The sequence below is a fragment of the Kitasatospora sp. NPDC053057 genome (genome assembly GCF_044546945.1).
Classification (GTDB): domain Bacteria; phylum Actinomycetota; class Actinomycetes; order Streptomycetales; family Streptomycetaceae; genus Kitasatospora.
The window spans coordinates 1-26,084 of the sequence record NZ_JBITZP010000054.1 but is presented as its reverse complement, the minus strand read 5'-3'; the positions used below and the strand labels follow the sequence as shown (position 1 = coordinate 26,084).

General features: G+C 74.7%; 29 protein-coding genes. 12 read left to right on the top strand and 17 right to left on the bottom strand.

The window, feature by feature from the left end; translation table 11 throughout:
- Positions 1-2 precede the first annotated feature (2 nt).
- Together ACIG5E_RS35030 and sigJ are read right to left on the bottom strand one after the other, a co-directional pair.
- Positions 3-668, bottom strand: a complete 666-nt coding sequence (locus tag ACIG5E_RS35030; RefSeq protein ID WP_396540559.1) for a hypothetical protein — start codon at positions 666-668, stop codon at positions 3-5.
- Positions 669-784: 116 nt separating this feature from the next.
- Positions 785-1,756 (bottom strand): RNA polymerase sigma factor SigJ, encoded by a 972-nt coding sequence (gene sigJ / locus ACIG5E_RS35025; RefSeq protein ID WP_396540557.1) that lies wholly within the window; start codon positions 1,754-1,756, stop codon positions 785-787.
- 121 nt (positions 1,757-1,877) lie between these two features.
- Between sigJ and ACIG5E_RS35020 the strand changes: the two genes are divergently transcribed.
- The 3 genes from ACIG5E_RS35020 (at position 1,878) to ACIG5E_RS35010 (ending at position 3,582) form a co-directional block, all read left to right on the top strand.
- Complete coding sequence (locus tag ACIG5E_RS35020; protein ID WP_396540555.1) at positions 1,878-2,357, top strand: carboxymuconolactone decarboxylase family protein; 480 nt, start codon at positions 1,878-1,880, stop codon at positions 2,355-2,357.
- A 58-nt stretch (positions 2,358-2,415) separates the two neighbouring features.
- A complete protein-coding gene (locus ACIG5E_RS35015; protein ID WP_396540553.1) occupies positions 2,416-2,802 on the top strand; it encodes a DoxX family protein in 387 nt (128 codons plus the stop codon).
- Between the two features lie 243 nt (positions 2,803-3,045).
- Positions 3,046-3,582 (top strand): hypothetical protein, encoded by a 537-nt coding sequence (locus tag ACIG5E_RS35010; protein ID WP_396540551.1) that lies wholly within the window; start codon positions 3,046-3,048, stop codon positions 3,580-3,582.
- Positions 3,583-3,622: 40 nt separating this feature from the next.
- Here ACIG5E_RS35010 and ACIG5E_RS35005 read toward each other — a convergent pair whose 3' ends face one another.
- Positions 3,623-4,093, bottom strand: coding sequence for a histone deacetylase (locus ACIG5E_RS35005; protein WP_396540549.1), 471 nt, complete (start codon positions 4,091-4,093; stop codon positions 3,623-3,625).
- A 684-nt stretch (positions 4,094-4,777) separates the two neighbouring features.
- On the opposite strand from ACIG5E_RS35005, the gene ACIG5E_RS35000 reads away from it, so the two are divergent.
- The 4 genes from ACIG5E_RS35000 to ACIG5E_RS34985 all read left to right on the top strand — a co-directional run bounded on the left by ACIG5E_RS35000 (position 4,778) and on the right by ACIG5E_RS34985 (position 10,598).
- Positions 4,778-8,773 carry a Pls/PosA family non-ribosomal peptide synthetase gene (locus ACIG5E_RS35000; RefSeq protein WP_396540547.1) on the top strand — a complete coding sequence of 1,332 codons (3,996 nt, stop codon included), beginning with the start codon at positions 4,778-4,780 and terminating at the stop codon, positions 8,771-8,773.
- Positions 8,774-8,871: 98 nt separating this feature from the next.
- Positions 8,872-9,093: a DUF4287 domain-containing protein gene (locus ACIG5E_RS34995; RefSeq protein ID WP_396540545.1), complete on the top strand. Its 222-nt coding sequence runs from the start codon at positions 8,872-8,874 to the stop codon at positions 9,091-9,093.
- A gap of 64 nt (positions 9,094-9,157) precedes the next feature.
- Positions 9,158-9,730 carry a methyltransferase family protein gene (locus ACIG5E_RS34990; protein WP_396540543.1) on the top strand — a complete coding sequence of 191 codons (573 nt, stop codon included), beginning with the start codon at positions 9,158-9,160 and terminating at the stop codon, positions 9,728-9,730.
- A 241-nt stretch (positions 9,731-9,971) separates the two neighbouring features.
- Positions 9,972-10,598, top strand: a complete 627-nt coding sequence (locus ACIG5E_RS34985) for a hypothetical protein (RefSeq protein WP_396540541.1) — start codon at positions 9,972-9,974, stop codon at positions 10,596-10,598.
- 36 nt (positions 10,599-10,634) lie between these two features.
- Here the strand turns inward: ACIG5E_RS34985 and ACIG5E_RS34980 are convergent, their stop codons facing one another.
- The 3 genes from ACIG5E_RS34980 to ACIG5E_RS34970 all read right to left on the bottom strand — a co-directional run bounded on the left by ACIG5E_RS34980 (position 10,635) and on the right by ACIG5E_RS34970 (position 13,283).
- Positions 10,635-11,270 (bottom strand): flavin reductase family protein, encoded by a 636-nt coding sequence (locus tag ACIG5E_RS34980; RefSeq protein ID WP_396540539.1) that lies wholly within the window; start codon positions 11,268-11,270, stop codon positions 10,635-10,637.
- A gap of 140 nt (positions 11,271-11,410) precedes the next feature.
- A complete protein-coding gene (locus ACIG5E_RS34975; RefSeq protein WP_396540537.1) occupies positions 11,411-12,043 on the bottom strand; it encodes a carbonic anhydrase in 633 nt (210 codons plus the stop codon).
- A 148-nt stretch (positions 12,044-12,191) separates the two neighbouring features.
- On the bottom strand, positions 12,192-13,283 hold the full coding sequence (locus tag ACIG5E_RS34970) for a PP2C family protein-serine/threonine phosphatase (protein ID WP_396540535.1): 1,092 nt from the start codon (positions 13,281-13,283) through the stop codon (positions 12,192-12,194).
- A 147-nt stretch (positions 13,284-13,430) separates the two neighbouring features.
- On the opposite strand from ACIG5E_RS34970, the gene ACIG5E_RS34965 reads away from it, so the two are divergent.
- Positions 13,431-13,811, top strand: coding sequence for a helix-turn-helix transcriptional regulator (locus ACIG5E_RS34965; protein ID WP_396540604.1), 381 nt, complete (start codon positions 13,431-13,433; stop codon positions 13,809-13,811).
- Between the two features lie 5 nt (positions 13,812-13,816).
- A complete protein-coding gene (locus ACIG5E_RS34960) occupies positions 13,817-14,233 on the top strand; it encodes a VOC family protein (protein ID WP_396540533.1) in 417 nt (138 codons plus the stop codon).
- On the opposite strand, the gene ACIG5E_RS34955 is transcribed toward ACIG5E_RS34960, so the two are convergent.
- The 6 genes from ACIG5E_RS34955 to ACIG5E_RS34930 form a co-directional block, all read right to left on the bottom strand.
- Positions 14,211-14,435 (bottom strand): hypothetical protein, encoded by a 225-nt coding sequence (locus tag ACIG5E_RS34955; protein ID WP_396540531.1) that lies wholly within the window; start codon positions 14,433-14,435, stop codon positions 14,211-14,213. The two genes, ACIG5E_RS34960 and ACIG5E_RS34955, sit on opposite strands and share 23 nt — an antisense overlap.
- An 8-nt stretch (positions 14,436-14,443) precedes the next feature.
- Positions 14,444-15,217, bottom strand: coding sequence for a MerR family transcriptional regulator (locus ACIG5E_RS34950; RefSeq protein WP_396540529.1), 774 nt, complete (start codon positions 15,215-15,217; stop codon positions 14,444-14,446).
- A gap of 81 nt (positions 15,218-15,298) precedes the next feature.
- Positions 15,299-16,516 carry an FAD-dependent monooxygenase gene (locus ACIG5E_RS34945; protein WP_396540527.1) on the bottom strand — a complete coding sequence of 406 codons (1,218 nt, stop codon included), beginning with the start codon at positions 16,514-16,516 and terminating at the stop codon, positions 15,299-15,301.
- A 203-nt stretch (positions 16,517-16,719) separates the two neighbouring features.
- The gene (locus ACIG5E_RS34940) at positions 16,720-17,442 is read right to left on the bottom strand and encodes a maleylpyruvate isomerase N-terminal domain-containing protein (RefSeq protein ID WP_396540525.1); all 723 of its coding nucleotides are present in this window, start codon (positions 17,440-17,442) and stop codon (positions 16,720-16,722) included.
- 77 nt (positions 17,443-17,519) lie between these two features.
- Positions 17,520-18,350, bottom strand: a complete 831-nt coding sequence (locus tag ACIG5E_RS34935) for a BPL-N domain-containing protein (RefSeq protein WP_396540523.1) — start codon at positions 18,348-18,350, stop codon at positions 17,520-17,522.
- A gap of 144 nt (positions 18,351-18,494) precedes the next feature.
- A complete protein-coding gene (locus ACIG5E_RS34930; protein WP_396540521.1) occupies positions 18,495-19,721 on the bottom strand; it encodes an MFS transporter in 1,227 nt (408 codons plus the stop codon).
- A 158-nt stretch (positions 19,722-19,879) separates the two neighbouring features.
- Here ACIG5E_RS34930 and ACIG5E_RS34925 point away from each other — a divergent pair, with 158 nt between their 5' ends.
- Positions 19,880-20,050: a hypothetical protein gene (locus tag ACIG5E_RS34925; RefSeq protein WP_396540519.1), complete on the top strand. Its 171-nt coding sequence runs from the start codon at positions 19,880-19,882 to the stop codon at positions 20,048-20,050.
- A 107-nt stretch (positions 20,051-20,157) separates the two neighbouring features.
- Here ACIG5E_RS34925 and ACIG5E_RS34920 read toward each other — a convergent pair whose 3' ends face one another.
- Positions 20,158-21,075, bottom strand: a complete 918-nt coding sequence (locus ACIG5E_RS34920) for a LysR substrate-binding domain-containing protein (protein ID WP_396540517.1) — start codon at positions 21,073-21,075, stop codon at positions 20,158-20,160.
- Positions 21,076-21,202: 127 nt separating this feature from the next.
- Between ACIG5E_RS34920 and ACIG5E_RS34915 the strand changes: the two genes are divergently transcribed.
- A complete protein-coding gene (locus ACIG5E_RS34915; protein WP_396540515.1) occupies positions 21,203-21,994 on the top strand; it encodes an alpha/beta fold hydrolase in 792 nt (263 codons plus the stop codon).
- Positions 21,995-22,003: 9 nt separating this feature from the next.
- On the opposite strand, the gene ACIG5E_RS34910 is transcribed toward ACIG5E_RS34915, so the two are convergent.
- The 3 genes from ACIG5E_RS34910 to ACIG5E_RS34900 all read right to left on the bottom strand — a co-directional run bounded on the left by ACIG5E_RS34910 (position 22,004) and on the right by ACIG5E_RS34900 (position 24,663).
- A complete protein-coding gene (locus ACIG5E_RS34910; RefSeq protein ID WP_396540513.1) occupies positions 22,004-22,600 on the bottom strand; it encodes a hypothetical protein in 597 nt (198 codons plus the stop codon).
- Positions 22,601-22,918: 318 nt separating this feature from the next.
- Positions 22,919-24,244 carry an RNA polymerase sigma factor gene (locus ACIG5E_RS34905; protein WP_396540511.1) on the bottom strand — a complete coding sequence of 442 codons (1,326 nt, stop codon included), beginning with the start codon at positions 24,242-24,244 and terminating at the stop codon, positions 22,919-22,921.
- Positions 24,244-24,663 carry a YciI family protein gene (locus ACIG5E_RS34900; protein ID WP_396540509.1) on the bottom strand — a complete coding sequence of 140 codons (420 nt, stop codon included), beginning with the start codon at positions 24,661-24,663 and terminating at the stop codon, positions 24,244-24,246. Before ACIG5E_RS34900 ends, ACIG5E_RS34905 begins: the two co-directional genes overlap by 1 nt.
- A 436-nt stretch (positions 24,664-25,099) precedes the next feature.
- Here ACIG5E_RS34900 and ACIG5E_RS34895 point away from each other — a divergent pair, with 436 nt between their 5' ends.
- Positions 25,100-25,276: a hypothetical protein gene (locus ACIG5E_RS34895; RefSeq protein WP_396540507.1), complete on the top strand. Its 177-nt coding sequence runs from the start codon at positions 25,100-25,102 to the stop codon at positions 25,274-25,276.
- 65 nt (positions 25,277-25,341) lie between these two features.
- On the opposite strand, the gene ACIG5E_RS34890 is transcribed toward ACIG5E_RS34895, so the two are convergent.
- A complete protein-coding gene (locus ACIG5E_RS34890) occupies positions 25,342-25,800 on the bottom strand; it encodes a hypothetical protein (RefSeq protein ID WP_396540505.1) in 459 nt (152 codons plus the stop codon).
- Between the last annotated feature and the right edge of the window lie 284 nt (positions 25,801-26,084).

Below are 26,084 nucleotides of genomic sequence, written 5' to 3'. Positions count from 1 at the left end.
CGTCAGACGCGGGTGCAGGTGTGGGTCGTTTTGCTGCTGCCGGCGGTGTGGACGATGGTCAGCGTCGTGCCGTCGTACATGACCGCCAGGTTCTCGCGGCTGCTGTCGGCGGAGCCGGGCGGCTGCCAGGGCAGGGTGAGCTGGACGCCGGCGCCCACCGTGGCCGGGACGTTGAGGGCCTCGGGAGCGTGTTCGCCGGACACCGTGCCGGGGCCGTCGACGATGTCCAGCGACAGGTGGCCGCCGCGCAGCAGGAAGGAGCCGTGCCAGGTGCCGGCCTTGCCGCTCAGGCCCTCCCAGGTGATCGTCCAGCCGCCGTTGCCGCCGCCGTCGGTCTGGACGGTGACCTTGCCGAGCAGATCCTTGCCGCGGGAGCTGGTGGTCTTCAGGTTCCAACTGCCGCGCACGAAGGCGTCGAAGGCGCGGTCGGCGATGGTGGGCTTCGCGGCGTCGGTGGGCGCGGGGGCGGGGGCGGGGGCGGCCGTGGTGGCGGGGGCGGTGCCGGTGTCGGTGGCCGGGGGAGCGGCCTGGCCGCTGTCACCGCTGGTCGCGCTGCCGCTGCTGGAGCAGGCGGCGACCAGCGCCGAACCGGCGCCGATCGCCAGGTAGCGCAGCGCGTTGCGGCGCCCTATGACGCGTGCGGCGGCGTTGAGATGACGGATGCTCATGCTGTCCCCGTTCGACGTACGGTTGATCAAGACGGGGAGTCTAGGGGACCACGCCCCGCGCCCGCCCTCCGGGCCGGAGGGCGGGGGGGGAGGTCGGTCCAGGGCCGTGGATCCGCCTACCGCATCCGGCGTTCCCGGGGCCTGCGCAGGCCGAGGTCGGACACCTCGCCCAGGTGGCCGAGCTTGTCCGGGTTGGCCACGGCGTGGATCTCCCGCACCGTGCCGTCCTCGGTGACGTCGAGTGCGAGCACGTTGAGCACCCGCCCCTCGCCGTCGTACGCCACCATGCCCGGGCGGCCGTTGACCCGGGCGGGCACCAGGCTCGCGCCGAGCTCGGCGATCCGGCGCATGGCGCTGACGAGCAGCTTGGCGACCTGCAGGGGGTCGGAGACCGAACGGCCGATCGCCCGGGCCTTGCCGCCGCCGTCGCCGTGCAGGACGACCTCGGGGGCGAGCATGCCGAGCAGCTCCTCCAGGTCCCCGCCGGCGGCCACCGCGAAGAAGCGGCGGGCCAGTTCGTCGCCCTCCGCCCGCCGGGCCGACAGCGGCGGCGGGACGTCCGCACCGGCGCCCGCGCCCGCGGCGAGGTGCTTGCGGGCCCGGGTGAGGATCTGACGGCAGTTCGCCTCGGACTTGCCGGTCAGCTCCGCGACCTCCGGGTAGCCGTAGCCGAAGGCCTCGCGCAGCAGGAACACCGCCCGCTCCACGGGGGAGAGGGCCTCCAGCATCACCAGGAACGCCATCGACAGCGAGTCGGCGAGCTCGGCGTGTTCGGCCGGGGCGTCGCCGGGGCGGTCGGCGAAGGCGACGACGGGCTCGGGCAGCCACTCGCCGACGTAGGTCTCGCGCCGCACCCGCGCCGAGCCGAGGTGGTTGATGCCGAGCCGGGTGACCGAAGTGGTCAGGTACGCCTTCAGGTTGGTGACGGTGGTGCCCGCCTGCTCGGCGCGGGTCAGGTTGAGGAAGGTGTCCTGGACGAGGTCCTCGGCGTCGCCGACCGAACCCGTCATGCCGTAGGCGATGGAGAACAGCAGCGGCCGGTACCCGGCCGCGTCCGTCACGTCCGCCACATCCGTCGATACCGCCATGCAACCCCGTCCCTTCCAGCGCCACCCCCGAAGGTGGCGCGCCTCACACCGGCGCCTGTCACAGGCGGCCGGGCTGCCCTGTCCCAGAGGGCACAGCGGACAAGGTACCGAGGAGAACACGATGGAAGCCCGCCTGAACCCCTTCGCCAGCCCGGTCATGGGCAAGGTCTTCAAGCACCTGATCGCCGCCAACCGTCTCCTGCTGGAGTCGACCCTGCCCGTGCCCGTCCAGGAGCTGGTCAAGCTGCGGGCCAGCCAGATCAACGGCTGCGGGTTCTGCGTCGACATGCACTTCAAGGACGCCGTGCACGCGGGCGAGGAGGCGACCCGGCTGAACCTGGTCGCGGTGTGGCGCGAGGCCACCGTCTTCACCGACGCCGAGCGGGCCGCCCTCGCACTGGCCGAGGAGGGCACCCGGCTCGCGGACGCGGCGGGCGGGGTGAGCGACGAGGCGTGGGAGAGGGCCGCCGCGCACTACGACGAGGAGCAACTCGCCGCCCTGGTGGGCCTGATCGCGGTGATCAACGCCTTCAACCGGGGCAACGTCCTCACCCGCCGGCCGGCCGGCGGCTACCGGCCCGGACAGCACGCCGCCCTTTGAACCCGGCCCTTTGAACCCGGCGCTTTGAACCCGGCCCCCGCCCGTAAGGAGAAATGTCGTGAACCTCGCACTGTGGATCGTCACCGCCCTGCTGGCCGCCGCCTACCTGCTCGGCGGCGCCTTCAAGGTGATCGTGCCGAAGGAGAGGATCGCCGCCGCCGGGCGCAGCGGGCGCTGGGTCGAGGACTTCAGCGCCGGCGGGGTGAAGGCGATCGGCGCCGTCGAGGTACTGGCCGCCGTCGGACTCGTCCTGCCCGCCGTGTTCGGCATCGCGCGGCTGTTCGTGCCGCTGGCCGCGCTCGGGCTGGTGCTGCTGATGGCCGGGGCGGCGGCGGTGCGCATCCGGCGCCGGGAGTACGGGCTGGTGGCGGTGGACGCGCTCTACATCCTGCTGGCCGCGTTCGTGCTGTGGGGGCGTCTGGGGCCGGAGTCCTACCTCAACTGACCGGCCGGGTACGGCGATCGGCCGATCAGATCCCAACACCCTTTCGGTACAAGGCGGTTGCACTCCCAGCCCGCCCCGGTGGGCATCATGCGGGGGGAACATGGGCACGGGGAGGCGTGATGGGCCGTACGGGATGGCGGGCGGGCGCGGCGGCGGCGGTACTGCTGGGGGCGGGCGGCCTGCACGGCGCCGGGCGGCGGCGGCGGTACGGACGCGGCGCCGACCGGGGGTTGGCCGCGGCCGGTGTCGACGGTGAACGGGGCGGTGCTGTCGGATCCCGCCCCGGAGTCGGCGCAGTGGATCGTGGATGAGCTGTCCAAGCCCGGCGCCTACCAGGACAGTTGCCCGGTCCCGACCCGCGCCGACATGATCGTGCTCGACGGCGACGACTGGGGGCACGCCCGCGCGGCCGTGGTGTGGCTGGGGGACGGCCTGCGGGTGTGCGTGGCCGGGATCAGCCACGGCGCGAGCGGCGGCGGGGTGACCGTCTCCTCCGGCCGGCTCGACGGCCTCAGCCGCGGGTGGTCGGCCTGGATGGGTGAGTCCTTCTTCACCGTCTTCCCCGGCGACGCGGGGACGGTGGTGATCAAGGACGACGGCGACCACCTCTACGGGCCGCCGCACCAGTGGGTGGCGGACTTCGGCGGCGGCCGCAAGGCCACCTTCGTCCAGTACGCCTGCCCCGGCCCGCTCTCGCCACCCGGCTCGCCCCGCTCGCCCCGCGCCAGGCTGTGCCCCTCCGCCGGCGGCGACTGCCGCCCGGCCGGGGTCGGCGCGTAGCCCCTGCGGCGCGCGGTGACCGCCCCCCGCCGCCCCCCGTTCAGTCGAGCAGTGCCGCCACCGCCCCCACCCGCCAGTGCCCGGCCGCGCCGGGGCGGGTGGCGAGGTAGCCGGCGGCGCGCCAGGGGCCCCAGCGGTGGGACTCGGCCAGGCCCGCGGCCAGGGTGCGCAGGTAGGCGGGGGTGGGGGTGGCGAGGTCGGCGCCGGCCAGGCCGGTGGCGCAGGTGAAGGTGAGCACCGGGCGCCCCCCGAGTGCTCCCACCCGCAGCAGGGTCTCGTAGCGGCCGGGGCCGAGCCGGTCGCGCCCGGTGGCCAGCACCCGGGTGAGGTCGAGGTCGGCGTCGGGGCGGCGGTACATCTCCTGGGCGGCGACGTCGCCGAACTGGCCGGGGGTGACCAGGTAGGCGCGGCAGGGCACCCGTCCGGGTGAGGCCGGGTCGTAGAAGGCGATCGCGCCGCCCCAGGCCGGCGATCGCCCGGCGAAGTAGAGGGTGCCGGGCAGGGTCAGCACGGTCTCCCGCCGCGGGGGGCGGTGGTCGCGGCAGCCGGGGCAGGTGCGGGCTGCGCCGTCCGGACGGCCCCCGTACAGGTAGCAGGCGAAGCGTGCGGCGTGCAGGTTGGATCCGTACGCCGCGTACCAGACGAGTGACTCACCGGGCGTTGCGCCGGCCGGCTCACCGGCCGGATGACCGGTCGGATGACCGGTCGGTTCGCCGGGTGGTTTCCCGTCATCGCGTCCGCCACCGCTCGCTCCGGTCCACACCGTATTCACAGGAAAAATCCGCACGGAAAACGACGGCGGCAGAGTCTCACACAAACGTGCGACTGACGTGAACGGGTTGATGATCCGACCAAAACCCCCCGATTCGGTAGCCGACCCCTCACTACCGGTACCGTTCCGGACGCCATGGTGTTCATCACTCTTCCCTCTGCCGTCACGCCCCTCAGGTTTGCCCCGATTAGCCTTCGCCAGCGAAAATGCTCGAAAACCACCGAAACGACATTCGAATCACATAGCTGTCGGCCGATACGGCATCGATGATGAGAATTCTCTTTGACCGCACCTTCGCTGCATCCAGCCGACTCCCAGCGGAGTCATGGTGAGTGGGCGCGTCCCACCAGGTGACAACCCCGTCACCGCCCGTAGCAAGCGATACGCGCCCCCTAGGAAAACGGAGCCGAGGAACCCACCCCCATGGACGCACGCCACGACACGGCCGGCCCAGGCACGCTGCACCGCCCCCACCCGGGGCTGGCCGCGGGCTGGCCGGTGGCCCAGCCCGCCTACCCACGAAGCCTGCTCGACGTCATCGCCGCCACGGCCGACGCCCACCCGCACGCTCCCGCGCTCGACACCGGTGACGCCGTCCTGGACTACCGCACCCTGATGCAGGAGGTCGACGCCCTCGCCGGCGTCCTGGCCGGCCACGGCATCGGCACCGGCGACCGGGTGGGCGTACGCATCCCCTCCGGCACCGCCGACCTGTACGTCTCCATCCTGGCCGTACTGCGCTGCGGCGCCGCCTACGTGCCGGTGGACGCCGACGACCCCGACGAGCGCGCCGAGATGATCTGGCAGGACGCCCAGGTCTGCGCCGTCCTCGGCGCCGAGCGCCGGCTCTTCGCCGGCCCCGTCGCCCGCCCCTCGGGCCGCCCCGTCTGGCCCAACCCGGCCGACGACGCGTGGGTCATCTTCACCTCCGGCACCACCGGCCGCCCCAAGGGCGTGGCCGTCACCCACCGCAGCGCCGCCGCGTTCGTGGACGCCGAGGCCCGCATCTTCCTGCGCTCGCAGCCGCTGGGCCCCGGCGACCGCGTCCTGGCGGGCCTGTCGGTGGCCTTCGACGCCTCCTGCGAGGAGATGTGGCTGGCCTGGCGCCACGGCGCCTGCCTCGTCCCCGCCCCCCGCTCCCTGGTCAAGGCCGGCACCGACCTCGGCCCCTGGCTGGTCGAGCGCCGCATCACCGCGATCTCCACCGTCCCCACCCTGCTCGCCCTGTGGCCGCAGGAGTGCCTGGACCAGGTGCGCCTGATCATCGTCGGCGGCGAGGCCTGCCCGGCCGAACTGGTCGAACGCCTGGCCGTGCCCGGCCGCGAGTTCTGGAACACCTACGGCCCCACCGAGACCACCGTGGTGGCCACCGCCGCCCGGATGCTGCCCGGCCAGCCCGTGCGCATCGGCGCCCCGCTGGACGGCTGGGAGATCGCCGTCGTCGACCAGGCCGGCAACCCCGTGCCCTGGTACGAGAGCGGCGAACTGCTGATCAGCGGCATCGGCACCGCCCGCTACCTCGACCCCGCCAAGGACGCCGAGAAGTACAGCCCCCACCCCGCGATCGCCTCCCCGCGCGTCTACCGCAGCGGCGACCTGGTCCGCAACGACCCCGAGGGCCTGATCTTCCTCGGCCGCGCCGACGACCAGATCAAACTCGGCGGGCGCCGCATTGAACTCGGCGAGATCGACGCCGCCCTCCAGGCCCTGCCCGGCATCCGGGCCGCCGCCGCCGCCGTGCGCAAGACCCCCGCCGGCGCCGACCTGCTGGTCGGCTACCTGGTCGCCCAGCCCGGCACCAGCCCCGACCTCGCCACCGCCCGCCAGCAACTGCTGGAACGCCTGCCCGCACCCCTGGTGCCCGTCCTCGCCCTCGTCGACTCCCTGCCCACCAAGACCTCCGGCAAGGTCGACCGCAACGCCCTGCCCTGGCCACTGGCCACCACCGGCTCCACCGCCGACGGCCCCGCCGAGGAACTGGACGGCACCGCCGGCTGGCTCGCCGGCCAGTGGGAGCGCCTGCTCGGCATGGCCCCCGGCAGCAGGGACGACTTCTTCGCCCTCGGCGGCTCCAGCCTCACCGCCGCCCGCCTGGTCTCCGAACTGCGCACCCGCCACAGCGGCGTCTCCGTCGCCGACCTGTACGCCCACCCGGTGCTCGGCGACCTCGCCGGCTACCTCGACTCCCTCGCCCCGGCCCCCCGGGCCGCGGCCGCGGCAGGGCCGGAAGCCGCCGCGACCGCCCAGCCCGTCCGACCGGTGCGCCCCACCCCGCGCAGCGCCGCACTGTGGCAGACCCTCATGCTGCTCGCCCTGTTCGCCCTCGCCGGACTGCGCTGGATGATCGTCCTGATCGCCGTCGACAACCTGCTGGGCAACCACCTCCCATGGGCCCCCCACAGCTCCTGGTGGCCCGTCGCCGCAGGCGCGGCCCTCTTCTACAGCGCCCCCGGCCGCACCCTGCTCGCCGCCGCCGGCGCCCGCCTGATCACCGCCGGCATCCGCCCCGGCAGCCACCCCCGCGGCGGCCACGTCCACCTGCGACTGTGGGCCGCCGAACGCTACACCGCCATGTTCGGCACCGGCTCCCTGTCCGGCACCCCCTGGGCCCCGCGCTACGCCCGGATGCTCGGCTGCCGCGTCGGCCGCGGCGTCCAGCTGCACACCGCACCCCCGGTCACCGGACTGGCCCGGATCGGCGCCGGCGCCTCCCTCGAACCCGAGGTCGACATCGCCGGCTGGTGGCTCGACGGCGACACCCTCCAACTCGGCCGCATCGACGTCGGCGAAGGCGCCAGCATCGGCCACCGCGCCACCCTGATGCCCGGCGCCCGCATCGGCGCCGGCGCCGAGATCGCCCCCGGCACCTGCGTCACCGGCACCGTCCCGCCCGGCGAGCGCTGGCACGGCTCCCCGGCCCGCCCCTCCACCGAGGCCCGCACCCCGTGGCCCGCCGGCCCGGCCCGCCCCTCGCGGATCTGGAACGCCGCCTACGGCCTCAGCTTCGTGCTCTTCGGCCTCGTCCCCGTCATCTCCGCCCTGCCCGCGCTGTTCCTCGTCTACCCGATGGTCGACAACGACCGCACCCTCAGCGCAGCCCTGCTCCAGCTGCTACCGCTGACCGTGCCACTGGCCGTGCTGACCGTCGTGTGCCACGCCACGCTGATAGCCCTGCTGATCCGCCTGTTCTCACTGCCACTGCGCCCCGGCTTCCACCCGGCCACCGGCCGCGTCGCGTTCTGCGCCTGGGCCGTCTCCGGCCTGAGCGACAGCGCCCGGCGCACCCTGTTCCCCTTCTACGCCAGCCTCTTCACCCCGGTGTGGCTGCGCCTGCTCGGCGCCAGGATCGGCCACCGGGTGGAGGCCTCCACCGTGCTCGCCCTGCCCGGCCTGATGCGGGTCGACGACGGCGCCTTCCTCGCCGACGACACCCTCGTCGCCCCCTACGAGCTGCGCGGCGGCTGGCTGCACCTGGGCCGCGCCCACGTCGGACGACGCTCCTTCGTCGGCAACTCCGGCATCGTCGGCCCCGGCCGCTCGCTGCCCGACAACTCCCTGGTCGGCGTGCTCTCCGACACCCCCGCCCACGCCCCCGAGGGCTCCTCGTGGCTGGGCCGGCCCGCCTTCGCCCTGCCCCGCGTGGCCGAGGCCGGCGTCGAGGGCCGCACCTACGACCCGCCCAAGCGCCTGATGTGGGCGCGCGCCGGCGTCGAGGTCTGCCGGCTCGTCCCGGTCGTCATCGCCGCCCTGCTCGCCGACCTGGTCTTCGCCGCCCTGCAGGCGATCCGCGACGACTACGGGCTCGGCGTCGCCCTGGCGACGGCCGGCCTGGTGCAGGTCGCCGCCGCCATCGCCGCCTGCACCATCACCACCGTCGCCAAGTGGCTGCTGGTCGGACGCTTCCGGGTCGCCGAGCACCCGCTGTGGTCCTCCTTCGTCTGGCGCAACGAGCTCTACGACACCTTCGTCGAGGAACTCGCCATGCCCTTCGGCGGCGGCGCCATGACCGGCACCCCGTACCTGAACCTGTGGCTGCGCAGCCTCGGCGCCAGGATCGGGCGCGGCGCGTGGTGCGAGACCCACTGGCTGCCCGAGAGCGACCTGGTCACCGTCGGGGCGGGCGCCAGCGTCAACCGCGGCACCGTGCTGCAGACCCACCTGTTCCACGACCGGGTGATGCGCCTGGGCCCCGTCCACCTGGGCACCGGCTCCACCACCGGGCCGCACTCGATCGTGCTGCTCAACTCCTCCCTCGGCGACAACACCACGGTCGGCCCCGCCTCCCTGGTCATGCGCGGCGAGAACGTCCCCGGCGCCACCCGCTGGCTCGGCAACCCCGTCGCCGCCTGGAACGCCGACCCCACCCCGCCGGCCGGCCGCCGCGCGGCCCGGGGACGGCGCCGGAGCGCTGTGATGTAGCTCACCCCTTCCAGGCGATGAGTGCGCGGTGCGGTCACGGTCATAACCCGTGACCGCACCGCTTTTTTGTTTTGCCCGCACTTGGGAGGACACCGGACATGACCACGGCAACTGTGAAGGGCCCCGCCTCGTACTTCCCCTCCATCGAGAAGAAGTACGGCCGCCCGATCGAGGAATGGAAGGACCTGATCCGCACCTCCCCGCTCACCAGGCACATGGAACTCGTCGCCTGGCTCAAGGCCGACCACGGCCTCGGCCACGGCCACGCCAACGCCCTCGTCGCCCACACCCTCGCCGAGCGCGCCCGGCCGCAGTCGTAACGGTGCACGGCGGGGGCCGGCCGGGCAGCGAACGACGCCGCGCGCCGGCCCGTACCGTGGAGGTGTGCAGTACCAGCCGAGTGCGCAGTTCCGCGCCCTGGTGGCGGCGACCGCGCTGGTGTGGCTGGTCGCCGAGGCGCGGCAGGGGCGCCGACGGCGGCCGGAGGCGCCGGCGGCCGCGCACGGCGGCACCGGGGTGCTGCGGGCGGCGGCACTGGCCGGGTTCGCCGCGGCGTACGCGCTGGCACTCGGGGTGCCGGGGGCCGGGACCGGGCGCGGCTGGGCCTGGGCGGGACTGGCGCTGTGGTGGTGCGCCCTGGCACTGCGCGGGTGGTCCTTCCACGCGCTGGGCCGGTACTTCACCTTCACCGTGCGCACCAGCCCCGACCAGCCGGTGATCGACACCGGCCCCTACCGCTACGTGCGCCACCCCGGCTACACCGCGCTGCTGCTGGCCGTCGTCGCTCTGGGCCTGGTGATCGGCAACTGGCTCTCCCCGCTCGCCCTGACCGCCGCCTTCACCGCCGGCCTGGTGCACCGCATCCGGGTGGAGGAGCAGGCCCTGCTGCACACGCTCGGCGAGCGCTACCGCAGCTACGCGCGCGGCCGCAAACGCCTCGTCCCGGGGCTCTGGTGAACAGGGGCCGGGGCCGCCAGCGGCACGATCGAAAGGAGGCAGCCCCGGCCCCGGTCCGTTCCCGTACGGGCGGGGCATCGACCGCGGAAGCCCGTACGGCTGCGGTCGGCACCCATTGGACGACTTCAACAGCACTTGAAGTCAAGCCCGCCTGCCCGCCCCGACAGGAAGACGGACACCCGCGCCAGGTAGCCTCGCTCCCGGCGGGGGCCGACAGGCAGAACGGAACAGGGGCGGACGGATGACGCAGCAGCAGCGCGGCTACTGGCGGGACTCGGACGGCTCGGCCGTCGCCGTCAGCCAGGCGCACATCGTGTGGACCAGAGCGGCCTACCCGGCCCTGGTGGACGTGGCACGCCGCTACCACGCGGTGATCACCTACGCCGAGCTGGCCGAGGCCGTCCAGCAGGCCTCCGGGGTGCGCACCAGCATCAACCAGCGGCACTGGATCGGCAAGGTGCTGGCCCTGGTGGTGCGCGAGGCCCACCGGCGCGGCGACCCGCCGCTGACCGCCCTGGTGGTGCACGCCACCGACGGCATGGTCGGGGCGGGCTACCAGGACGTGCTGGCCGTGGCCGGGCAGCCGCCGATCGTGGACGAGATGGACCGCGAGCAGCACGCCGCCGCCGCCCGGCTGGCCTGCTACCGCCACTTCGGCGCCGACCTGCCCGCCGACGGCGGCATCCCGGCACTGGCCCCGCGGCTGAAGTCCGCGGTGACCCGCAAGGCCGCCCGCCCCACCACCACCGCCACCGCCACCGCCGCCGCCGCGCCCGCGCCGCGCCCGCCGGCGATCTGCCCGACCTGCTTCCTGGAGCTTCCCGCGACCCGGGTGTGCGACTCCTGCGGGGCGACCATCGCGCCGTGAGCGCGGCAGCGGGCTCCGGCCGTCACACGGCGGCCGTCACACGGTGGCCGGCAGCCTGCCCGGCATGCGCCAGCCCTCGGCCAGGCGGGAGGGGGTCAGGCGCCGGCCCTCGCCGAAGAACTCGCAGAACTTCATGATCAGCGGGTCCCAGCCGACCGGGTCCACGTAGTGGTCGCTGCCCGGCATGATCAGCCGCTCGTCCACGTGGGCGCGCACCACGGTGACCTCGAACGCGGTGCACCCCTCGTTGCCCGCCAGCGGGGTGGCCGCCTCCACCCGGCACTCCAGCTGGACCGGGCACTCGGCGGCCCGCGGCGCCCGCACCAGCTCGCCGGGCAGCTCGGTCAGCCCTGCGGCGCCGAACTTGTCCCGCTCGTGGCGGTAGCCCTGCTCACGCCGGTACTCGGCGATGTGCGGGCTGGCGGTCAGCAACGCGAGGGCGTCGACGGCATCGACCTGCGCCGCGGAGGGCAGGTTGAGCACGCACTCGCCCTCGCGCCGCAGGTTGGCGGAGGTCTGGGAGATGTTGCCCAGGCCCAGCACGCACGACTGGCCCAGCCACCAGGCCGAGGACATCGGCGCCAGGTTGGCGCTGCCGTCCTCGTTGCGCGAGCCGATCAGCACCACCGGGGTGCCGAAGTACAGGACCTTGAGATCGGTGACCTTGTGCACGGGAAGAGCCGTTCCTCGGATCGGGGAAACGGGCGGACCGGGGGTGATCCGCCGTAGGCCACCGACTCTGCCCCCGCCCGCGCACCGGCGCTGGCGGGGATCGGACGTCCAGTTCCCGTCAGCTCCCGTGCGCGCCGCCGTCAGCTGACGCCGCGGGAGGCGACCGTACGGGCCTGGCCGTCGTGCAGCCGGTACGACAGTCCCACCACCGCGAGCCGCCCCTCGGCCAGGCGCGAGGCCAGCAGCTGGGAGCGCTCCAGCAGCAGGTCCACGGTCTGGCGGATGTGCTCGTCCACGATGGCGTCCGGGTCCTCGATGCCCGCCGCCCGCGCGGACAGCACGCTCGGCGTCACCCGCTCCACCACGTCCCGCACGAAGCCGCCGGGCAGCCGGCCCTCCTCCAGGGAGTCCAGGGCCGCCGCCACCGCGCCGCAGGAGTCGTGGCCGAGCACCACCACCAGCGGGCAGTCCAGCACGGCCACCCCGTACTCGACGCTGCCCAGCGCCTCCGCGCCCGTCACGTGCCCGGCGGTGCGCACCACGAACAGGTCGCCCAGACCCTGGTCGAAGATGATCTCGGCGGCCAGCCGGGAGTCCGAGCAGCCGAACAGCACGGCGAAGGGCTTCTGCACCGGCGCGAGCGCGGCGCGCCGCCCGGCGTCCTGGTTGGGGTGCTCGGGACTGCCGGCGACGAACCGGGCATTGCCCTCCAGCAGCACCCGCAGGGCCTCGGCGGGGTCGGATATCGGGCCGGATATCGGAGAGGGGATCATGCCAGCCACCCTAGATCGCCCCTGATGGGACCCGCAGCCGGGGCCCGCACCCCGAACGAGGGCCCGCACCCCGAACGAGGGCCCGCACCCCGTACGAGGGCCCGCACCGCGAACGAGGGGCCCGCGCGAGGACATCCGACGGTAGGGCTCAGCGGGCCGGGCGCAGCACCAGCACCGTGACGTCGTCGCGGCTGCGCCCGCCGCTCCAGCGCCGGGCGCGCCCGTCCAGCGCCTCGGGCAGTTCGGCGGCCGGCGTGCCGGCCAGGTCCGCGAGACCCTGCTCGGCCGGGTAGAAGGCACCGGAGGCGTCCCGGGCCTCGGTGATGCCGTCGGTCAGCAGCACCAGCACCCCGCCCTCGGGCACCGCGAAGCGCTCCACCGTCCGGGGCTCGCCGGTCAGGGCCGCCAGGCCCAGCGGGACCCCGGCGGGCAGCCGGACGGCCTCGACCCGGCCGTCGGCGTGCAGCAGGCACGGCGCGAGGTGGCCGCAGTTGACGGCCCGTATCTCGCCGCCGCGCCGCACGCACAGCACCGTGGCGGTGACGAAGCGCTCCAGCTCGCCGCTCTGCACGACGTAGGCGTTGTGGCGCTCGACCGCCGCCTCCAGGGCGTCGGCCACGGCCGTCAGCTCCGCCTCCCGGAAGACCGCCTCCCGGAAGGCGCTCAACACCGCGAAGCCCATGCCGATCGCGCGCAGGCCCTTGCCCTGCACGTCGCCGACCAGCACCCGGGTGCCGTGCGGGGTCTCGGCGACGTCGTACAGGTCACCGCCGACCAGGGTGTCCTCCTCCACCGGCCGGTACAGCCCGAACAGGTCCAGTTCCGCGGTGCGCACCGGCAGCGGGCGCAGCAGCTGGCGCTGCAGCGCCACCGCGCTCTGGCGTATCCGGAACAGCTGGCGCTCGCGCCGCACCCGCCGCGCGCACAGGCCGATCACGGCGGCCTCGGCGGCGATCACGCCCAGCAGGGTGCCCAGCCGGGCCGGCAGGTCCGCGGGCGGGTACAGCGCCGAGTGGACCACCACCACGGCGCTCACCCACACCGAGACGGCCACCGTCTGCGCCACCGTGCCCAGGCCCGCCAGCAGCGCGGGCAGGAACACCAGCAGCAGCACCAGCCGGGAACTGGGGCCGCTGGCCGCCTGGGCGAGCAGCACCAGCGCGGTGGCCACCAGCACCCCCAGGGCCACCGCCCCGCTGCCGGGCGCGCGCGGGGAGGGCGCTTCGTCGTCGGTGTCCACCCTCCAGGGTGGTCGGCCCGGCGCGGCCGGCGCGAGCGGGCCGCCGCCGGGCGGGGGAGTTCGCCAGGGGCACTCGGTAGGGTGGCTGGTGTGCCCACCCGAGTACCCCTCGCCGACCTCGTCCGGCTGCGCCGGGCCCGCGACCGGATGGACCGCGAGTACGACCAGCCGCTGGACGTGCCCGCGCTGGCCGCCACCGCGCTGATGTCGCCCGGCCACTTCTCCCGCAGCTTCCGCGCCGCCTACGGGGAGACCCCGTACAGCTACCTCATGACCCGCCGGATCGAACGGGCCAAGGCCCTGCTGCGGCGCGGCGACCTGAGCGTCACCGACGTGTGCATGGCCGTCGGCTGTACCTCGCTGGGCTCCTTCAGCACCCGCTTCACCGAACTGGTCGGCGAGAGCCCCAGCGCCTACCGCGCCCGCGACCACGCCGACGGCGAACCGATCCCCGCCTGCATCGCCAAGATCCGCACCCGCCCCGTGCGCCGTACGGAGGTGAAGGACGCTTCCCCTCCCGTAGCCTGACGGGCATGAGCATCGAACTCGCGCAGTGTTTCATCGCCGTCGACGACCACGACAAGGCGCTCGCCTTCTACCGCGACGTGCTCGGCTTCGAGGTGCGCAACGACGTCGGCTTCGAGGGCATGCGCTGGGTCACCGTCGGCTCTCCCGAACAGCCCGGCGTGGAGATCGTCCTGGAACCCCCGCTGGCCGACCCGCACGCCTCCGAGGACGACCGCCAGGCCGCCGCCGAACTCCTGGCCAAGGGCCTGCTGCGCGGCGTCATCTTCCGCACCGACGACTGTGACGCCACCTTCGAACGCATCCGCGCCGCCGGCGCCGAGGTCCTCCAGGAACCGATGGACCAGCCCTACGGCGTGCGCGACTGCGCCTTCCGCGACCCGGCGGGCAACATGCTGCGCTTCAACCAGCCCCGCACGAAGTAGGCCCGGGCACCGTACCGCCCGGGGTGCGGCCCAGGCGGCGGAAGACCAGGCAGGCCTGGACGCCCTGGGCCAGGGCCAGGGTGGGCAGCAGGGACCAGGGGAGCAGGCCGGCCAGGGCGAGCGGGGGCAGCACGAGGGCGGCCGCGGCCAGCACGGGCAGGGTGCTCAGCAGGCTGACGCGCAGCCGGATGTGGTGGGGCATCGGACCGTTCACCGTGACGCCTCGCGGGCCCGGTCGAGGAAGGCGCGCAGCGGGGCCCAGGCGTCGGCGGGGGCGGTGGGGTCGCCGGAGAGGGCGGCCGGGTCCTCGCGCCAGGCGGTGCGCACGGCCGCGGACAGGGTGGTGTCGCCGCCGCTGAAGAGGCGGGAGAGTTCGTCCAGGCGCGCCGCGATGCGGCGCACCCGGGGGTCGGTCGGGTCGGTGCCGGCGGTGCGCAGGGCTTCGGCGCGGCGGTAGAGCTGGGGCCATTCGACCTCCAGCAGGTAGTGGGCGGCGGGGCCGAGGGCGGCGGCGTGGTCGGCGAGGGCGTGCAGCTGGTCGTCGTCGAGGTGGCGGCGCAGGGCCTCGTCGGCGGCCGGTCCGGTGGCGCCGACGGCCTGGACCAGGCGCAGCAGGTCGGCGGTGCCGGGGGCGCGTTCGGCGTCGAGTTCGCGCTGCAGGCGGCCGAGGCGTTCGCGCAGGGTGTGCAGGGCGGAGAGGGAGGCCTCGGTGGCGGCCAGGTGCTCGCGCACCAGCCGCCGCGGGTCGACGCCGGCGTCCAGGCAGGTGGCGATGGTCTCCAGGCCCAGGCCCAGGCGGCGCAGGGCGAGGATCTGGTAGAGGCGCGCGACGTCCTGCTCGGTGTAGGCGCGGTGGCCGGAGGCGGTGCGCCGGGAGGGGCTGAGCAGGCCGATCTGGTCCCAGTGGTGCAGGGTGCGTACGGTCAGTCCACCGGCCTCGGCGAGCGGGCCGACCTTCCAGGTCTGTTCTTCGGAGAAGGGCATGGCACGAGCATTCCTCCTGACGTCGGGTGAGGTGCAAGTGCGGGGTTCGCGTCAGACGGCGCGGACTCGGGCGGCGCGGATTCAGGCGGCGCGGGCGGGCAGCGGGTAGTCGGGCAGGGCGATGTCGCCGGCCTTGGCGAACTGGGCGGCCAGGATGCTGCGCAGCGGCCAGCGGCCCATCCAGCGCATGGAGGCGGCGCGCAGGCGGATCATCAGGGCGCTGTTCGGGGCGTAGCCCTGCACGCCGCCGGGCGGAAGCTCCTGGGCGCGGGCCACGTAGGGGCGCATCAGCTCCTCGTAGCGGGCGTAGGCGGTGGTGAAGTCGCCCGCCGCGGCGGCGAGTTCACCGGCGAGCAGGTAGGCGCCGACCAGGGCGAGGCTGGTGCCCAGGCCGGTGAGCGGGCTGGGGCTGTAGCCGGCGTCGCCGAGCAGCGCGGTGCGGCCGCGGCTGTAGCGGTCGAGGTGGATCTGACCGAAGGAGTCGAAGGCGAAGTCCTCCGTGGTGGCCATCCGGGACAGCAGGCGGTCCACCTCCCAGCCGGCGCCGGCGAAGCGCGCGGCGAGCAGGCGCCGCTGGGCGGCCGTGTCGCGGCGGTCGAGGGCGAGCGGGTCGCAGCGCAAGCCGAGGGAGGCCTTGACCTCGCCGGGCAGCCGGCCCGGCCGGGCGGCGGCGACCAGCCCACCGGGGGCGTTGTACATCAGGAACCAGCTGTCCAGGCTGCGGGCGAGCGCCGGGTCGTGGACGGTGAACCAGCAGTGGTAGCCGCCCAGCGGGCGGTAGTGGTCCTGCTCGGGGTCGAAGGCCAGGCGCCGTACGACCGAGTGCAGCCCGTCGGCGCCGATGACCAGGTGGAAGCGGCGGGCGGGGGAGTTCTCGAAGTGGACGGTGACGCCGTCGGCGTCCTCGGCCAGGGCGGTGACGGTGTCGTCGTACAGGTACTCCACGCCGTCGGTGGCCTCCTGGAGCAGGTCGGCGAGGTCGCCGCGCAGGATCTCGATCTCGGAGACGATGCCCTCGCCCCCGAACAGCTCCACGGGCATCCGGGCGGTGTGCCGGCCGCGGCGGTCGACCAGGGCGATGCCGCGCTGCTCCACGCACAGCGCGCGGGCCCGATCCATCAGGCCCATCCGCTCGATGACGGTGCGTCCGGCGCCGCGCAGGTCGACGGCCTGCCCGCCGGGGCGCGGCCCGGGGGCCCGCTCGACGACGGTGGGGCGGAAGCCGTGGCGGCGCAGCCAGTAGGCGAGGGCGGGGCCGGCGATGCCGGCGCCGGAGATGAGGATGTCGGTGTTCTCCATGCCCGTAACCGTACGCCGTACGCGCGAGGCTCAACAAGCCATGTTCTGCGGTTATTTGGGATTAATGCACTAGTGCACTAGGGCGCTTCGCGGCGGCCTGGGGCGGCTGCGGGGCGACTGCGGGGGTCTGCGTGGGGGCTTTGCGCAGGCGGGGGGCGGGCCGGGGCGGGGCGGAGTGCACTAGTGCGGGGAGGTGGTGCGGGTCAGTACAGGAACGGCGGCTCGGGCAGCCCCGGCGCGGGCGCCGGGGCGCGCCCCATCAGCCAGGCCAGCAGGACGTGCTGCGGGGCCCGGGCCAGCGGGGCCCGCGAGTTTGCCGCGCCGAGGTCGTGGGCCGCGCCGGTGTCGGTGGCCCGCAGCCGCACGGCGGGGGCGTCCGGGCGGGCGGCGAGGGCCGCCGCGACCCGGGCGAGCATGGCGTGGGTGAAGTCCGGCGGCCACTGGGCGGGCGTGAACCCGGCGTCCAGGTCCACGTGGTGCACCAGCACCTCGCACCGCCGCGCGTCCGCCGCGCGGAAGGCGGGCCGTTCCTGACCGCGCGTCCACCGCACCGTGTGCTGCCACGCCCCGGCCGGCATCCGCCGGTACTCGGCCTCGAAGGCGGCCGCGCTCGCGCGCAGGTCGGCCAGCAGCTCGGCCGCGCCGCGCCCGGCCCCGGCCTCGATCTCGGCGTCCCGTTGCGCCAGGCCCGGGTACTCCGGCGTGCGCACTCCGGTGCGGGCCCAGGACAGCAGCCGCCGCCCGCCGTCCGCGTTGCGCGCCAGGTGCGTCAGCACGTGCCCGCGTGACCAGCCCGGCAGCAGCGAGGGCGCCCGGACGTCGGCGTCGGTCAGACGGGCGGCGGTGCGCAGCAGGCGGTCGGTGGCGGCGCGGATGCGGGCCAGTTCGGCCGTCGGGTCGAAGGGGGGATCCCGGTGTCCGTCCATGGGCGAGAGGGTAGGCCGCCGGGGGCGGTGGGGGAACAGGGCCCCGGGGATGCCGCACGCCGCACCGTGACGGGGGGTCAGGACGTCGGTGCGGTGCCCATCAGGGTGTGCAGCAGGTCCTCGCCCAGGCCCAGGCCGGTCTGCGACTGGTCCGGCAGGTTGTAGTCGCGGTACCAGTCCGAGGGCGCCTCCGGGTGCGGGCCGCTGACCGCCACCCGCCCCGCGCCGTAGGAGGCGACCACGGCGGCGGCCCGGTCGTTGGTGTAGCGGGCCAGCACCTCCACGCCCGGGCCGTCCACGTCGAAGTACGGGCCGTCCTGGAAGTACATCTTCTGCGGCTGCCCGCGCCAGGCGACGTCGACCAGGTGGTCCTGATCGTCGGTGACGGTGGCGCCCTGGGAGCTGATGTACTGTCCGGAGTCGCCCGGCAGGAGGCCGTACCCGGGCTCCTGGCCCGCCAGGTAGCCGCCCATGCACAGGCCCAGGTAGTGCCCGCCGCCGCGCACGTAGGAGCGCACCAGCTCCGGGGAGAAGCCCGGGTCACCCCGCAGCAGGCGCCACGCGGTGCTCACCTCCTGCCCGTTGGTGCCGCCCGGCTGCACGTACAGCGCGGCGCCGGACAGCGCGTCCGGGCCGAAGCGGGCCTGCTCGTCGGGCCCGATGTAGCGCACCGCGAAGCCGTCGTGCTCCAGCATGTCGTGCGCCGCCTCCGGGCAGCCGTCGCAGGCCGCCTGGCCGCGGTAGACCAGGGCCAGCGGACGGCCGTCGGGATCCTGCGCCGCCCTGCCGGCCTTGGCCCCCTGGCCGGCCCTGTCGCTGTCGCTGCCGGACGGGGGCGCCCCGCACGCCGTCGCCACCAGCAGCACCGCCACCAGTGCCAGTGCCGCGGTGACCCGTCCAACCCTCATGACCTGCACTCCTGTCGCCCTCCCCGGCCTTGCTTCGTACGCCGTCACGACGCTACGTCCCGGCCGCCCCGGCTCGCACACCGGCCTCCCTGATCGGGTGAACAGCGGGCTGGTGGTTGACGGATGCGGGGCTCGGGGCCGTGCTCAGGCGGACGGGGCCGTCGCCACGAGCCGGGAGACGGCCGTCCGGTGCGGCGGGTAGCGCCGGGGTCGCACCAGCGCGAGGACCAGCGCCAGGGCGAGGCCGCCCGCCGTGCAGGTCACGGCGAAGGCCGCGGTGTGGCCGTGGCCGCCGGCCAGCGGCCCGCAGGCGGTCACCGCCAGGCCCTGCCCCGCGATCAGCCCGCTGCCCAGCAGCGTCATCGCCCCGCCCATGCGCTCGGCCGGCGTGATCCGCTCGGCCAGGCCGAACACCGCGATCAGCGTCGGGGCCACCGCCAGGCCGATCGCGGCCACGGCCGCCGTCGCGCCCCACGCCCCGTCGACCGGCAGGAGCGTGAGCGACAGGAGCGCCTGCACCGCCAGGGCCCAACGCAGCCGCGCCGTCAGGTCGAATCGCGCGGAGAACGACGTCAGGAGGAACCCGGCGGCCGCGCTGCTGACGCCCATCGCCGACCAGACCAGGCCGCCGATGCCCGCATCGCCCCGGGCGAGGTACTGCACGCCGGTGTTGGTCGCGCCGAACATCATGCCTTGCAGCACCGTCACGGCCAGCAGCACCAGCAGCGGGCCAAAACGCGAGCGCCCCGCCGCCGTGGTGCGCGCCGCCGCCGGGGGAGCCGTCGGGTGCAGCGCGAACAGCACGCCGAAGACCGCCGTCAGCGCCGCGGCGCAGACCAGCCCCGCCGCCGGGTGCACGGCCCAGGCCAGGACCCCGGCCAGGGCGGGGCCGACCACGAAGCTCGTCTCGTCCACCACGGTGTCGAACGCGAGCGCGGAGCCGACCAGTTCGGGGCCGTCGGGGCGGCGGCCGGCCAGCGCGATCCAGCGGGTCCGGGACAGCGGACCGATCTGCGGCACCGTGAGGCCGGTGAGCACCGCGCAGACGGCCTGCGCGGGCACGGGCAGCCGGGCCACCGCGGCCAGTACCACAGCGGCGGTCATCAGCGCGTTGGCCACCGACGCGGCCAGGATCACCGGATGGTGGCCGCGGCGGTCGGCCAGCCGGCCGAGCAGCGGCCCGCCCGCCGCCTGCCCGGCCCACAGGACACCCGCGACGACGCCGCCGCGGCCCACCCCGCCGAGCGCGGTGACCATGAGCAGCGTCCCGGTCGGGCACAGGGCGGCGGGCAGGCGGGCGAGGAAGGAGACGACGGGCAGCCGGGGCCCGGCGAGCCGGACGACGCCGTGCGCTGCGCTGCGAGCGGGCAAGGGGCGCCCTTTCGTGGGTGGCGGCGGAGGTTTCCCCACTACACCGGACGGCGTTCGGGCTCAGCCATCGGCGCCGCCTACCAAGCCGTCCGCCGCGTCCCCGGTCAAGGACTGGACGTTTCTCCTAACGGGCCCCGGCCCGCGAGGCGTTGAGCAGGGTGCGCAGCCTGTCCGCCGAGCGCGACGAACTGCGCGGCCACGGCCAGGCGTGCGAACCGGAGCAGGCCCAGCGGCAGTTGGAACGCGCGCTGGACCAGGAACGCCGGGCCTGCTGGGCGCAGTCGCTGCAGCCGTTGAGGTCAACCGTGCGGCGCGGCCGGGGACGGTGAGCGGACTGGATCCGCAGGGCGGGCGCCGCGTCGTCCACCCGGACGAACGGCTCGCTCGGGGGTGGCGCGCCAACTGGCGTACGGGGGGCGGGCTTCAAGTCGCCACCCTAAAGTCCCCCCGCCGCAACGGCGTTGGCGGCATCGGACTCCGCGATGCCGCGGCACGCCTCCAGCAGCGGGGCCAGCCGGCGGGCCGGCGCGCTCGGGCGCACGGCCAGGTAGGTCTGCAGGGCCAGCGGCTCGGCGAACGGGCGGAACACCGTACGGCCGGCCGGCAGGACGGCGGCCTGGGAGGCGTAGAAGACCGTCCAGCTGGGCCGGCCCGTGCCGATCGCGGCCAGGGTGTCCTGGTCGGTGGTGAACTCCGGCCCCAGCACCGGCTCGACGCCCGCCGCTCGGCACGCGCCGGTGACCAGGTCGACCAGGTGCGGGTTCGCCTCGCGCGCCGCGATCCGCAGCGGCAGCGCGGCCAGCCGCGCCACCTCCACCGCCCCGGCCGCGGCCAGCGGATGGTCCGCCGGCAGCGCCGCGACCAGCGGGTCCGGCCACACCGGCAGCAGGTCCAGGCCCGGGCTGCGCTCCAGGCCGCGCACGAACGCCGCGTCCAACTCCCCGTCGCGCACCTGCTGCAGGCGCACCGACGCCGGCGCGCTGCACAGCTCCACCGTCAGCCGCGGCGCCCGTTCGGCCAGCGCCGCCAGCAGGCGCTCCAGCCGCGCGCCCAGCCCGATGTTGGTGCCGATGCGCAGCACCTGCGCCTGGTCGTCGCGCTGCTCGGCCATCGCCTCCACCGCCGCCCGCTCGGCCGCCAGGACCGCCCGGGCGTGCGGCAGGAACGCGCTGCCCGCCGCCGTCAGGGCCACCGCGCGGGTGCTGCGGTCGAACAGCGCAACGCCCAACTCACGTTCCAGCCGCCGTACTTGCTGGCTGACCGTCGGCTGGACGATGCGCAGCCGCTCGGCCGCCCGCCCGAAGTGCAGCTCCTCGGCGACCGCCAGGAAGTACCGGACCTGCCGCAGCTCCATACCCGCCCCCTCATTCATCACGATTCCTGATGAGTGTACGAGTCGGATGCGCCTTGGACGCACGGCCCGAAAGCGGTGGACTGGACCCGTCAGCAAGACCCGGCCATCCGATCCAGGGAGCACCGCCATGCCGTACGTGAGCGTCCAGGGAACCCGCCTCTACTACCGCGACCACGGCACCGGCCGACCGCTGGTGTTCGTCCACGGCTGGGCCACCAGCAGCCAGGTCTGGCAGGCCCAGTTCGCCGACCTCGCCGCCGACCACCGGCTGATCGCCCTGGACTGCCGCGGCTGCGGCCGCTCCGGGCGCCCCGAGGACGGCCACACCGTGGCCGGCAACGTCGCCGACCTGCTCTGCCTGATCGACGCCCTCGACCTCGACCAGCCCATCCTGATCGGCAGCTCCATCGGCGCCACCTTCGCCCTGGCCGCCGCCGCGGCCGCACCCGAACTCGTCGGCGGCGTCGTCTCCGTCGACGGCCCCGGACACTGGCCCAGCACCGGCATGGCCGCCGAACTGCGCGAACTGAGCGCCCGCCTCGCCGCCGACCGCGCCGCTCTCGTCCACGAGTGGGTGCCCACCTGGTACGGGACCACCGCCGGCCCCGAACAGCACCGGCGCACCATCGCCCAGATCCTCGACTCCAGCCCGGCCATCGACCGCCTCTTCGCCGAGGCCGCCTCCTACGACCCGCGCGGCCTGCTCCCCGGCCTCGACCTGCCCGCCGCCTTCCTCCACGGCGACCAGGAGACCCAGATCCCCCTCGCAGTCTCCCGCACCCTCGCCGACCTCGCCCCGCACGGCAGCCTGCACGTCATCGAGGGCTCCGGCCACATGCCGCACGAGGAACAGCCCGCCGCCTTCAACCGGCTGCTGCGCACGGTGGTGCGGGACATGGCGGCCGCGGCGGTCGGATGACCCACGGGCTCAGGCTCCGGCGCGGTGGCGCTCGAACTCCTGCGGGGTGCGCACCCCGTCGTCCAGGACGGCGCGGTAGATGTCCCAACTGCGCACGGTGCGCCCGTAGTCGGGGTTCTCTGCCCAGGCGTGCTTGATCCGCAGGATCGCGGTGCGGGCCTGCGGGGTCAGCCGCGGGGGCAGGTCGCGCAGGTGGGCGAGGTCGGGCTGGCGGGCGGGGTCGTCGACGAACCACACGTCGAGGGTCCAGTCCAGCCCGTCGGGGGATCGGTAGGAAAGGCCCAGGTAGAGGCCGTCCGGGTAGGCGGCGGGGTCCTCGTTCCAGGCGCCGGTGTCGTTGCGCCAGCGCACCTGCCGTACCCGCTCGTGCAGGGCCAGGCGGGCGCCCAGGGCGGCCACCCGCTGGTGGGCGGCGGTGTCCAGGCGCGGGCAGGTCACGGTGACGTCCAGGTCCCGGCGCACCATCAGCCCCAGCGCCGAACTGCCCACCCGCACCGGCTTTCCGAGGGCGCCGAGCAGGGCATCGAGGTCGAGGTCGGCGTGGACCGCGTCGGCTTCGGCCTGGAGGGCGGTCTGGTGGCGCAGGAGCTCGTCGTCCGTGGTCATCGGGCCAGTGTGCCAGGGCGGGGGCGGCGCTCGACGGGCCGGGGCGGGCGGGGTGTGGAACGGTGGAAGACCAGGGGGCCTGGCTGCGAAAGCCGCGAGAGGAGTCGCCATGTCGTCCAAGCGCCGCCGCAAGAAGAAGGCCCGGGCCAGGCGCGGGGCCAACCACGGCCGCCGCCCCCAGTCCTGAGCGGCTGAACCGCCCTACCCCGCGGCCGTCGGCGCGGCCGCGGGGTAGGGCGCGCCCGGCTCAGGAACGTGTCAGCCGCGCCCGCGCCCGCGATCCGCTCCCGTACTCAACTCCCCTGCGTGGCCGGGCGATCACCCCTCGGCGTCGAGCGCGGCCGCCTTGCGCAGCAGCACGGCCCGCTCGCGGGTGTTGCGGCACAGCCGGGCGGCGAGCTCCAGTTCGGCCCGGGCCTCGGCGGTGCGGCCGAGCCGGGTCAGCAGTTCGCCGCGCACGCCCGGCAGCAGGTGCGAGCCGGAGAGTCGGCCGGAGACGGCCAGGTCGTCGACCAGGGACAGCGCCTGCCGCGGCCCCTCGGCCATCGCGACGGCCACCGCCCGGTTGAGCTCGACCACCGGGGACGGCGCGACCCGGCCGAGCGCCTCGTAGAGCAGCACGATGCGCTCCCAGTCCGTCTCCGCCACCGAGGGCGCCGCCGCGTGGCAGGCAGCGATCGAGGCCTGCAGGCCGTACGGGCCCAGACCCCGGCCCAGGCTGCGCCCCAGGGTCGCGGCCCGGCCGAGCGCGGCCAGGCCGCGGCGGATCGCGGAGCGGTCCCAGCGGCGCCGGTCCTGGTCCTCCAGGAGCACCGCCTCCCCGTCCGGGCCGGTGCGGGCCGGGAAGCGGGCGGCGGTGAGCTCGAACAGGGCGAGCTGGCCGTGCACCTCCGGCTCGGCGGGCAGCAGGGCGGCCAGCATCCGGGCCAGCCGTAGGGCCTCGTAGGCGAGGTCGGGGCGCAGCAGGTCCTCGCCGGCGGTCGCCGTCGAGCCCTCCGTGAAGATCACGTACAGGACGCTCAGGACCGCGCCGAGCCGGGCGCGCCGCTCCTGCCGCGGGGGCAGCTCGAAGGGGACGTGCGCGGCGGCGATGGTCTTCTTCGCCCGGGTGATCCGGGCCTGGACGGTGGGCACGGGCACCAGGAACGCCCGGGCGATCTCCTCGCTGGACAGGCCGCCCACCACGCGCAGGGTCAGCGCCACCCGGGCCTCGGGGGAGAGCACCGGGTGGCAGGCGGTGAACATCAGGGCCAGGACGTCGTCGTCGACCCGGTCCGGATCCCACGGCAGGTCGTCCGGCTGCTGCGGCGCGCCCGCCGCGCCGGTGCTGAACTCGCCCTCGGCGAGCGGGCCCGCGAGCGCGGCGTACCGCTCGTCGAGCGCCGAGGCGCGGCGGAAGGCGTCGATGGCCCGGCGCCGGGCGGTGGCCAGCAGCCAGCCCACCGGGCTGGCCGGCGGGCCGTCGCGCTCCCAGCTGACCAGGGCCTCCGCCAGCGCCTCCTGCGCGACGTCCTCGGCGAGCGCGAAGTCCCCGGTGTAGCGGGCCAGCGCGCCGACGATCCGGGCGGACTCGATCCGCCACACGGCCTCGACGGCCCGCCGGGCGGTCTCGCCGCCCGGCAGGCCGTCGGTTGCTGCGGGCATCAGAGCTGGCCGGTCCGCTCGCGCCACGCCCGCTCCTTGACGATCCACTCGTTGTCCTGCGGGAACTCCTCGATGCCCGGCACCCGGCGCACCTCGCACTTCGAGCCGGGGAACGCCGGCAGCCGCTTGGCCCACTCGACGGCCTCCTCCTTCGAGGCGACGTCGATCAGGTAGAAGCCGCCGAACAGCTCCTTCGTCTCCCCGTACGGGCCGTCGGTGACCACCGGGCTCTCCCCGCCGAAGTCCACCACCACACCCTGCGACGGGTCGTCCAGCCCCTCGGCCGCCACCAGCACGCCCGCCCGGATCAGCTCCTCGTTGAAGCGCCCCACGGTCTCGAGCATCTCCTCGAACGGCGTCTCCATCATCTTCGCCATGGACTCGTCCGTGCCCCGCATGATCAGCATGTACTTCGCCATCTCAACCTCCTCGACGGGGTCGCCTGCCGACCCTCTCCATCCCAAGGTCGAACGGCGCGGCGGCAGATCGACACGGTGGACGAAGACGGACGATATTCCTTTTCGCCGGGCCCCGTACGCAAGCCACCCCGATCCCGAGTGCACCCACCCGCCCACATCCCCTCCAGGAAGCGCAAAGCAGCGGCGGGCATTGTCCGGACCTTCTGCGCAGGAAGTCGGCCCGGCCGACTTCCTGCGCAGAACGCCGGCTTTCGAGAGTCCTTGAAGGTCGGCATCGTGCGCGACGGTACGCGTCTGTGCTCTTGACGGTTCGTCCGTCTTCCATGCAACTGCTCGCGGTGCCACCAGGGTTGCCACGAATCGAACTGACCGCCGGCCGGGGGTCGGACGGTGAGCCTTGCCGTCCGGCCCCCGGTCCTGTCCCAAGGAGGGTGCCATGCGCCATCAATGGGCTGGTCTGTCCGCCGAAGTCCGTGACCTGATCGCCGGGCGATGCGGCACCGTCACGGGGGTGACGGTCAAGCGCCACCGCGCGGTCGCCACGCGGTACGACAAGCTCGCCGTCCGCTACTACGCGACGGTGCTGGTCGCAGCCATCAACGAGCGGCAGTGAACCGGGCTCTTACGGCCTGAGCTCATGCGGACCGCCTTCCCGGAGCCGCCCACGATCGAGACTGATCAATCCCCAGATGGCTCCACCGTCAGCTCCGAGCCCGCTACCAGCACCTCTCCGGCGCCCAGCCACAGGAGCCAGTGCTCGAACTCCCCCTCCTCAGGGTCCCTTCGATAGATCGGGAAGGTCTCCAGCCGTAGCCCGTCGAAGTCGAACCGGGTCTCCAGCGCGGGCGGCCTGATCACGACGCCGGTCAGCGGCCTGCCTTCCAGCTGGGTGAGCGCCTCCTGGAGTCTCTCGTCCCCGGAACTGACGAGGACCTCGTCAGCCGTCTCCAACCGCCATGCGGCCATCTGGACCCACAGATGCCACTGGCCGTAGACACGGCCTGACCGGTCGGGTGGCAGTGGCTCACCGAACTCCATGGTTACGAAGCTACCGACGCCCTGCGGGACGTCCCATGCGCGTTGTCCAAGCAGTGGGCGGATCCGTCGATGGGCCTCAGCGAGGTCGACGGCCGTCATGCGGTCATCGCCCAACGCGGCCCCGGACCGACGACAAGCAGCCGGCCCGACGGCGTACGGAAGGTCCAGTCCGGGGCCGCCGAAGGGTCACGGTGACAGAGGGAAAAGATCGTCAGCTCAAGGCCCCCGAGACGGATTCGGGTGTCCCAGCCCGGCGGCCGTACGTGCAGCTCGGTGATCTCCCGGCCCGCTAGTACTCCAGTGCGACTTCGTGATCTTTCCCGGGAGCCGGGTGAGAACGGCAACGGCCACCGCGTGATCATCAAGGGTTGTGTGGACTCATG

Coding starts and splice junctions, on each gene's coding strand:
- ACIG5E_RS34890 (WP_396540505.1), bottom strand. CDS start 25,800: ATGACGGCCGTCGACCTCGCTGAGGCCCATCGACGGATCCGCCCACTG.
- ACIG5E_RS34965 (WP_396540604.1), top strand. CDS start 13,431: ATGGACCGCGAGTACGACCAGCCGCTGGACGTGCCCGCGCTGGCCGCC.
- ACIG5E_RS34910 (WP_396540513.1), bottom strand. CDS start 22,600: ATGACCACGGACGACGAGCTCCTGCGCCACCAGACCGCCCTCCAGGCC.
- ACIG5E_RS34920 (WP_396540517.1), bottom strand. CDS start 21,075: ATGGAGCTGCGGCAGGTCCGGTACTTCCTGGCGGTCGCCGAGGAGCTG.
- ACIG5E_RS34955 (WP_396540531.1), bottom strand. CDS start 14,435: ATGCCCCACCACATCCGGCTGCGCGTCAGCCTGCTGAGCACCCTGCCC.
- ACIG5E_RS35030 (WP_396540559.1), bottom strand. CDS start 668: ATGAGCATCCGTCATCTCAACGCCGCCGCACGCGTCATAGGGCGCCGC.
- ACIG5E_RS34985 (WP_396540541.1), top strand. CDS start 9,972: ATGACGCAGCAGCAGCGCGGCTACTGGCGGGACTCGGACGGCTCGGCC.
- ACIG5E_RS34995 (WP_396540545.1), top strand. CDS start 8,872: ATGACCACGGCAACTGTGAAGGGCCCCGCCTCGTACTTCCCCTCCATC.
- ACIG5E_RS34935 (WP_396540523.1), bottom strand. CDS start 18,350: ATGAGGGTTGGACGGGTCACCGCGGCACTGGCACTGGTGGCGGTGCTG.
- ACIG5E_RS34940 (WP_396540525.1), bottom strand. CDS start 17,442: ATGGACGGACACCGGGATCCCCCCTTCGACCCGACGGCCGAACTGGCC.
- ACIG5E_RS34975 (WP_396540537.1), bottom strand. CDS start 12,043: ATGATCCCCTCTCCGATATCCGGCCCGATATCCGACCCCGCCGAGGCC.
- ACIG5E_RS34915 (WP_396540515.1), top strand. CDS start 21,203: ATGCCGTACGTGAGCGTCCAGGGAACCCGCCTCTACTACCGCGACCAC.
- ACIG5E_RS35000 (WP_396540547.1), top strand. CDS start 4,778: ATGGACGCACGCCACGACACGGCCGGCCCAGGCACGCTGCACCGCCCC.
- ACIG5E_RS34900 (WP_396540509.1), bottom strand. CDS start 24,663: ATGGCGAAGTACATGCTGATCATGCGGGGCACGGACGAGTCCATGGCG.
- ACIG5E_RS34895 (WP_396540507.1), top strand. CDS start 25,100: ATGCGCCATCAATGGGCTGGTCTGTCCGCCGAAGTCCGTGACCTGATC.
- ACIG5E_RS34950 (WP_396540529.1), bottom strand. CDS start 15,217: ATGCCCTTCTCCGAAGAACAGACCTGGAAGGTCGGCCCGCTCGCCGAG.
- ACIG5E_RS34905 (WP_396540511.1), bottom strand. CDS start 24,244: ATGCCCGCAGCAACCGACGGCCTGCCGGGCGGCGAGACCGCCCGGCGG.
- ACIG5E_RS34960 (WP_396540533.1), top strand. CDS start 13,817: ATGAGCATCGAACTCGCGCAGTGTTTCATCGCCGTCGACGACCACGAC.
- ACIG5E_RS34945 (WP_396540527.1), bottom strand. CDS start 16,516: ATGGAGAACACCGACATCCTCATCTCCGGCGCCGGCATCGCCGGCCCC.
- ACIG5E_RS35020 (WP_396540555.1), top strand. CDS start 1,878: ATGGAAGCCCGCCTGAACCCCTTCGCCAGCCCGGTCATGGGCAAGGTC.
- sigJ (WP_396540557.1), bottom strand. CDS start 1,756: ATGGCGGTATCGACGGATGTGGCGGACGTGACGGACGCGGCCGGGTAC.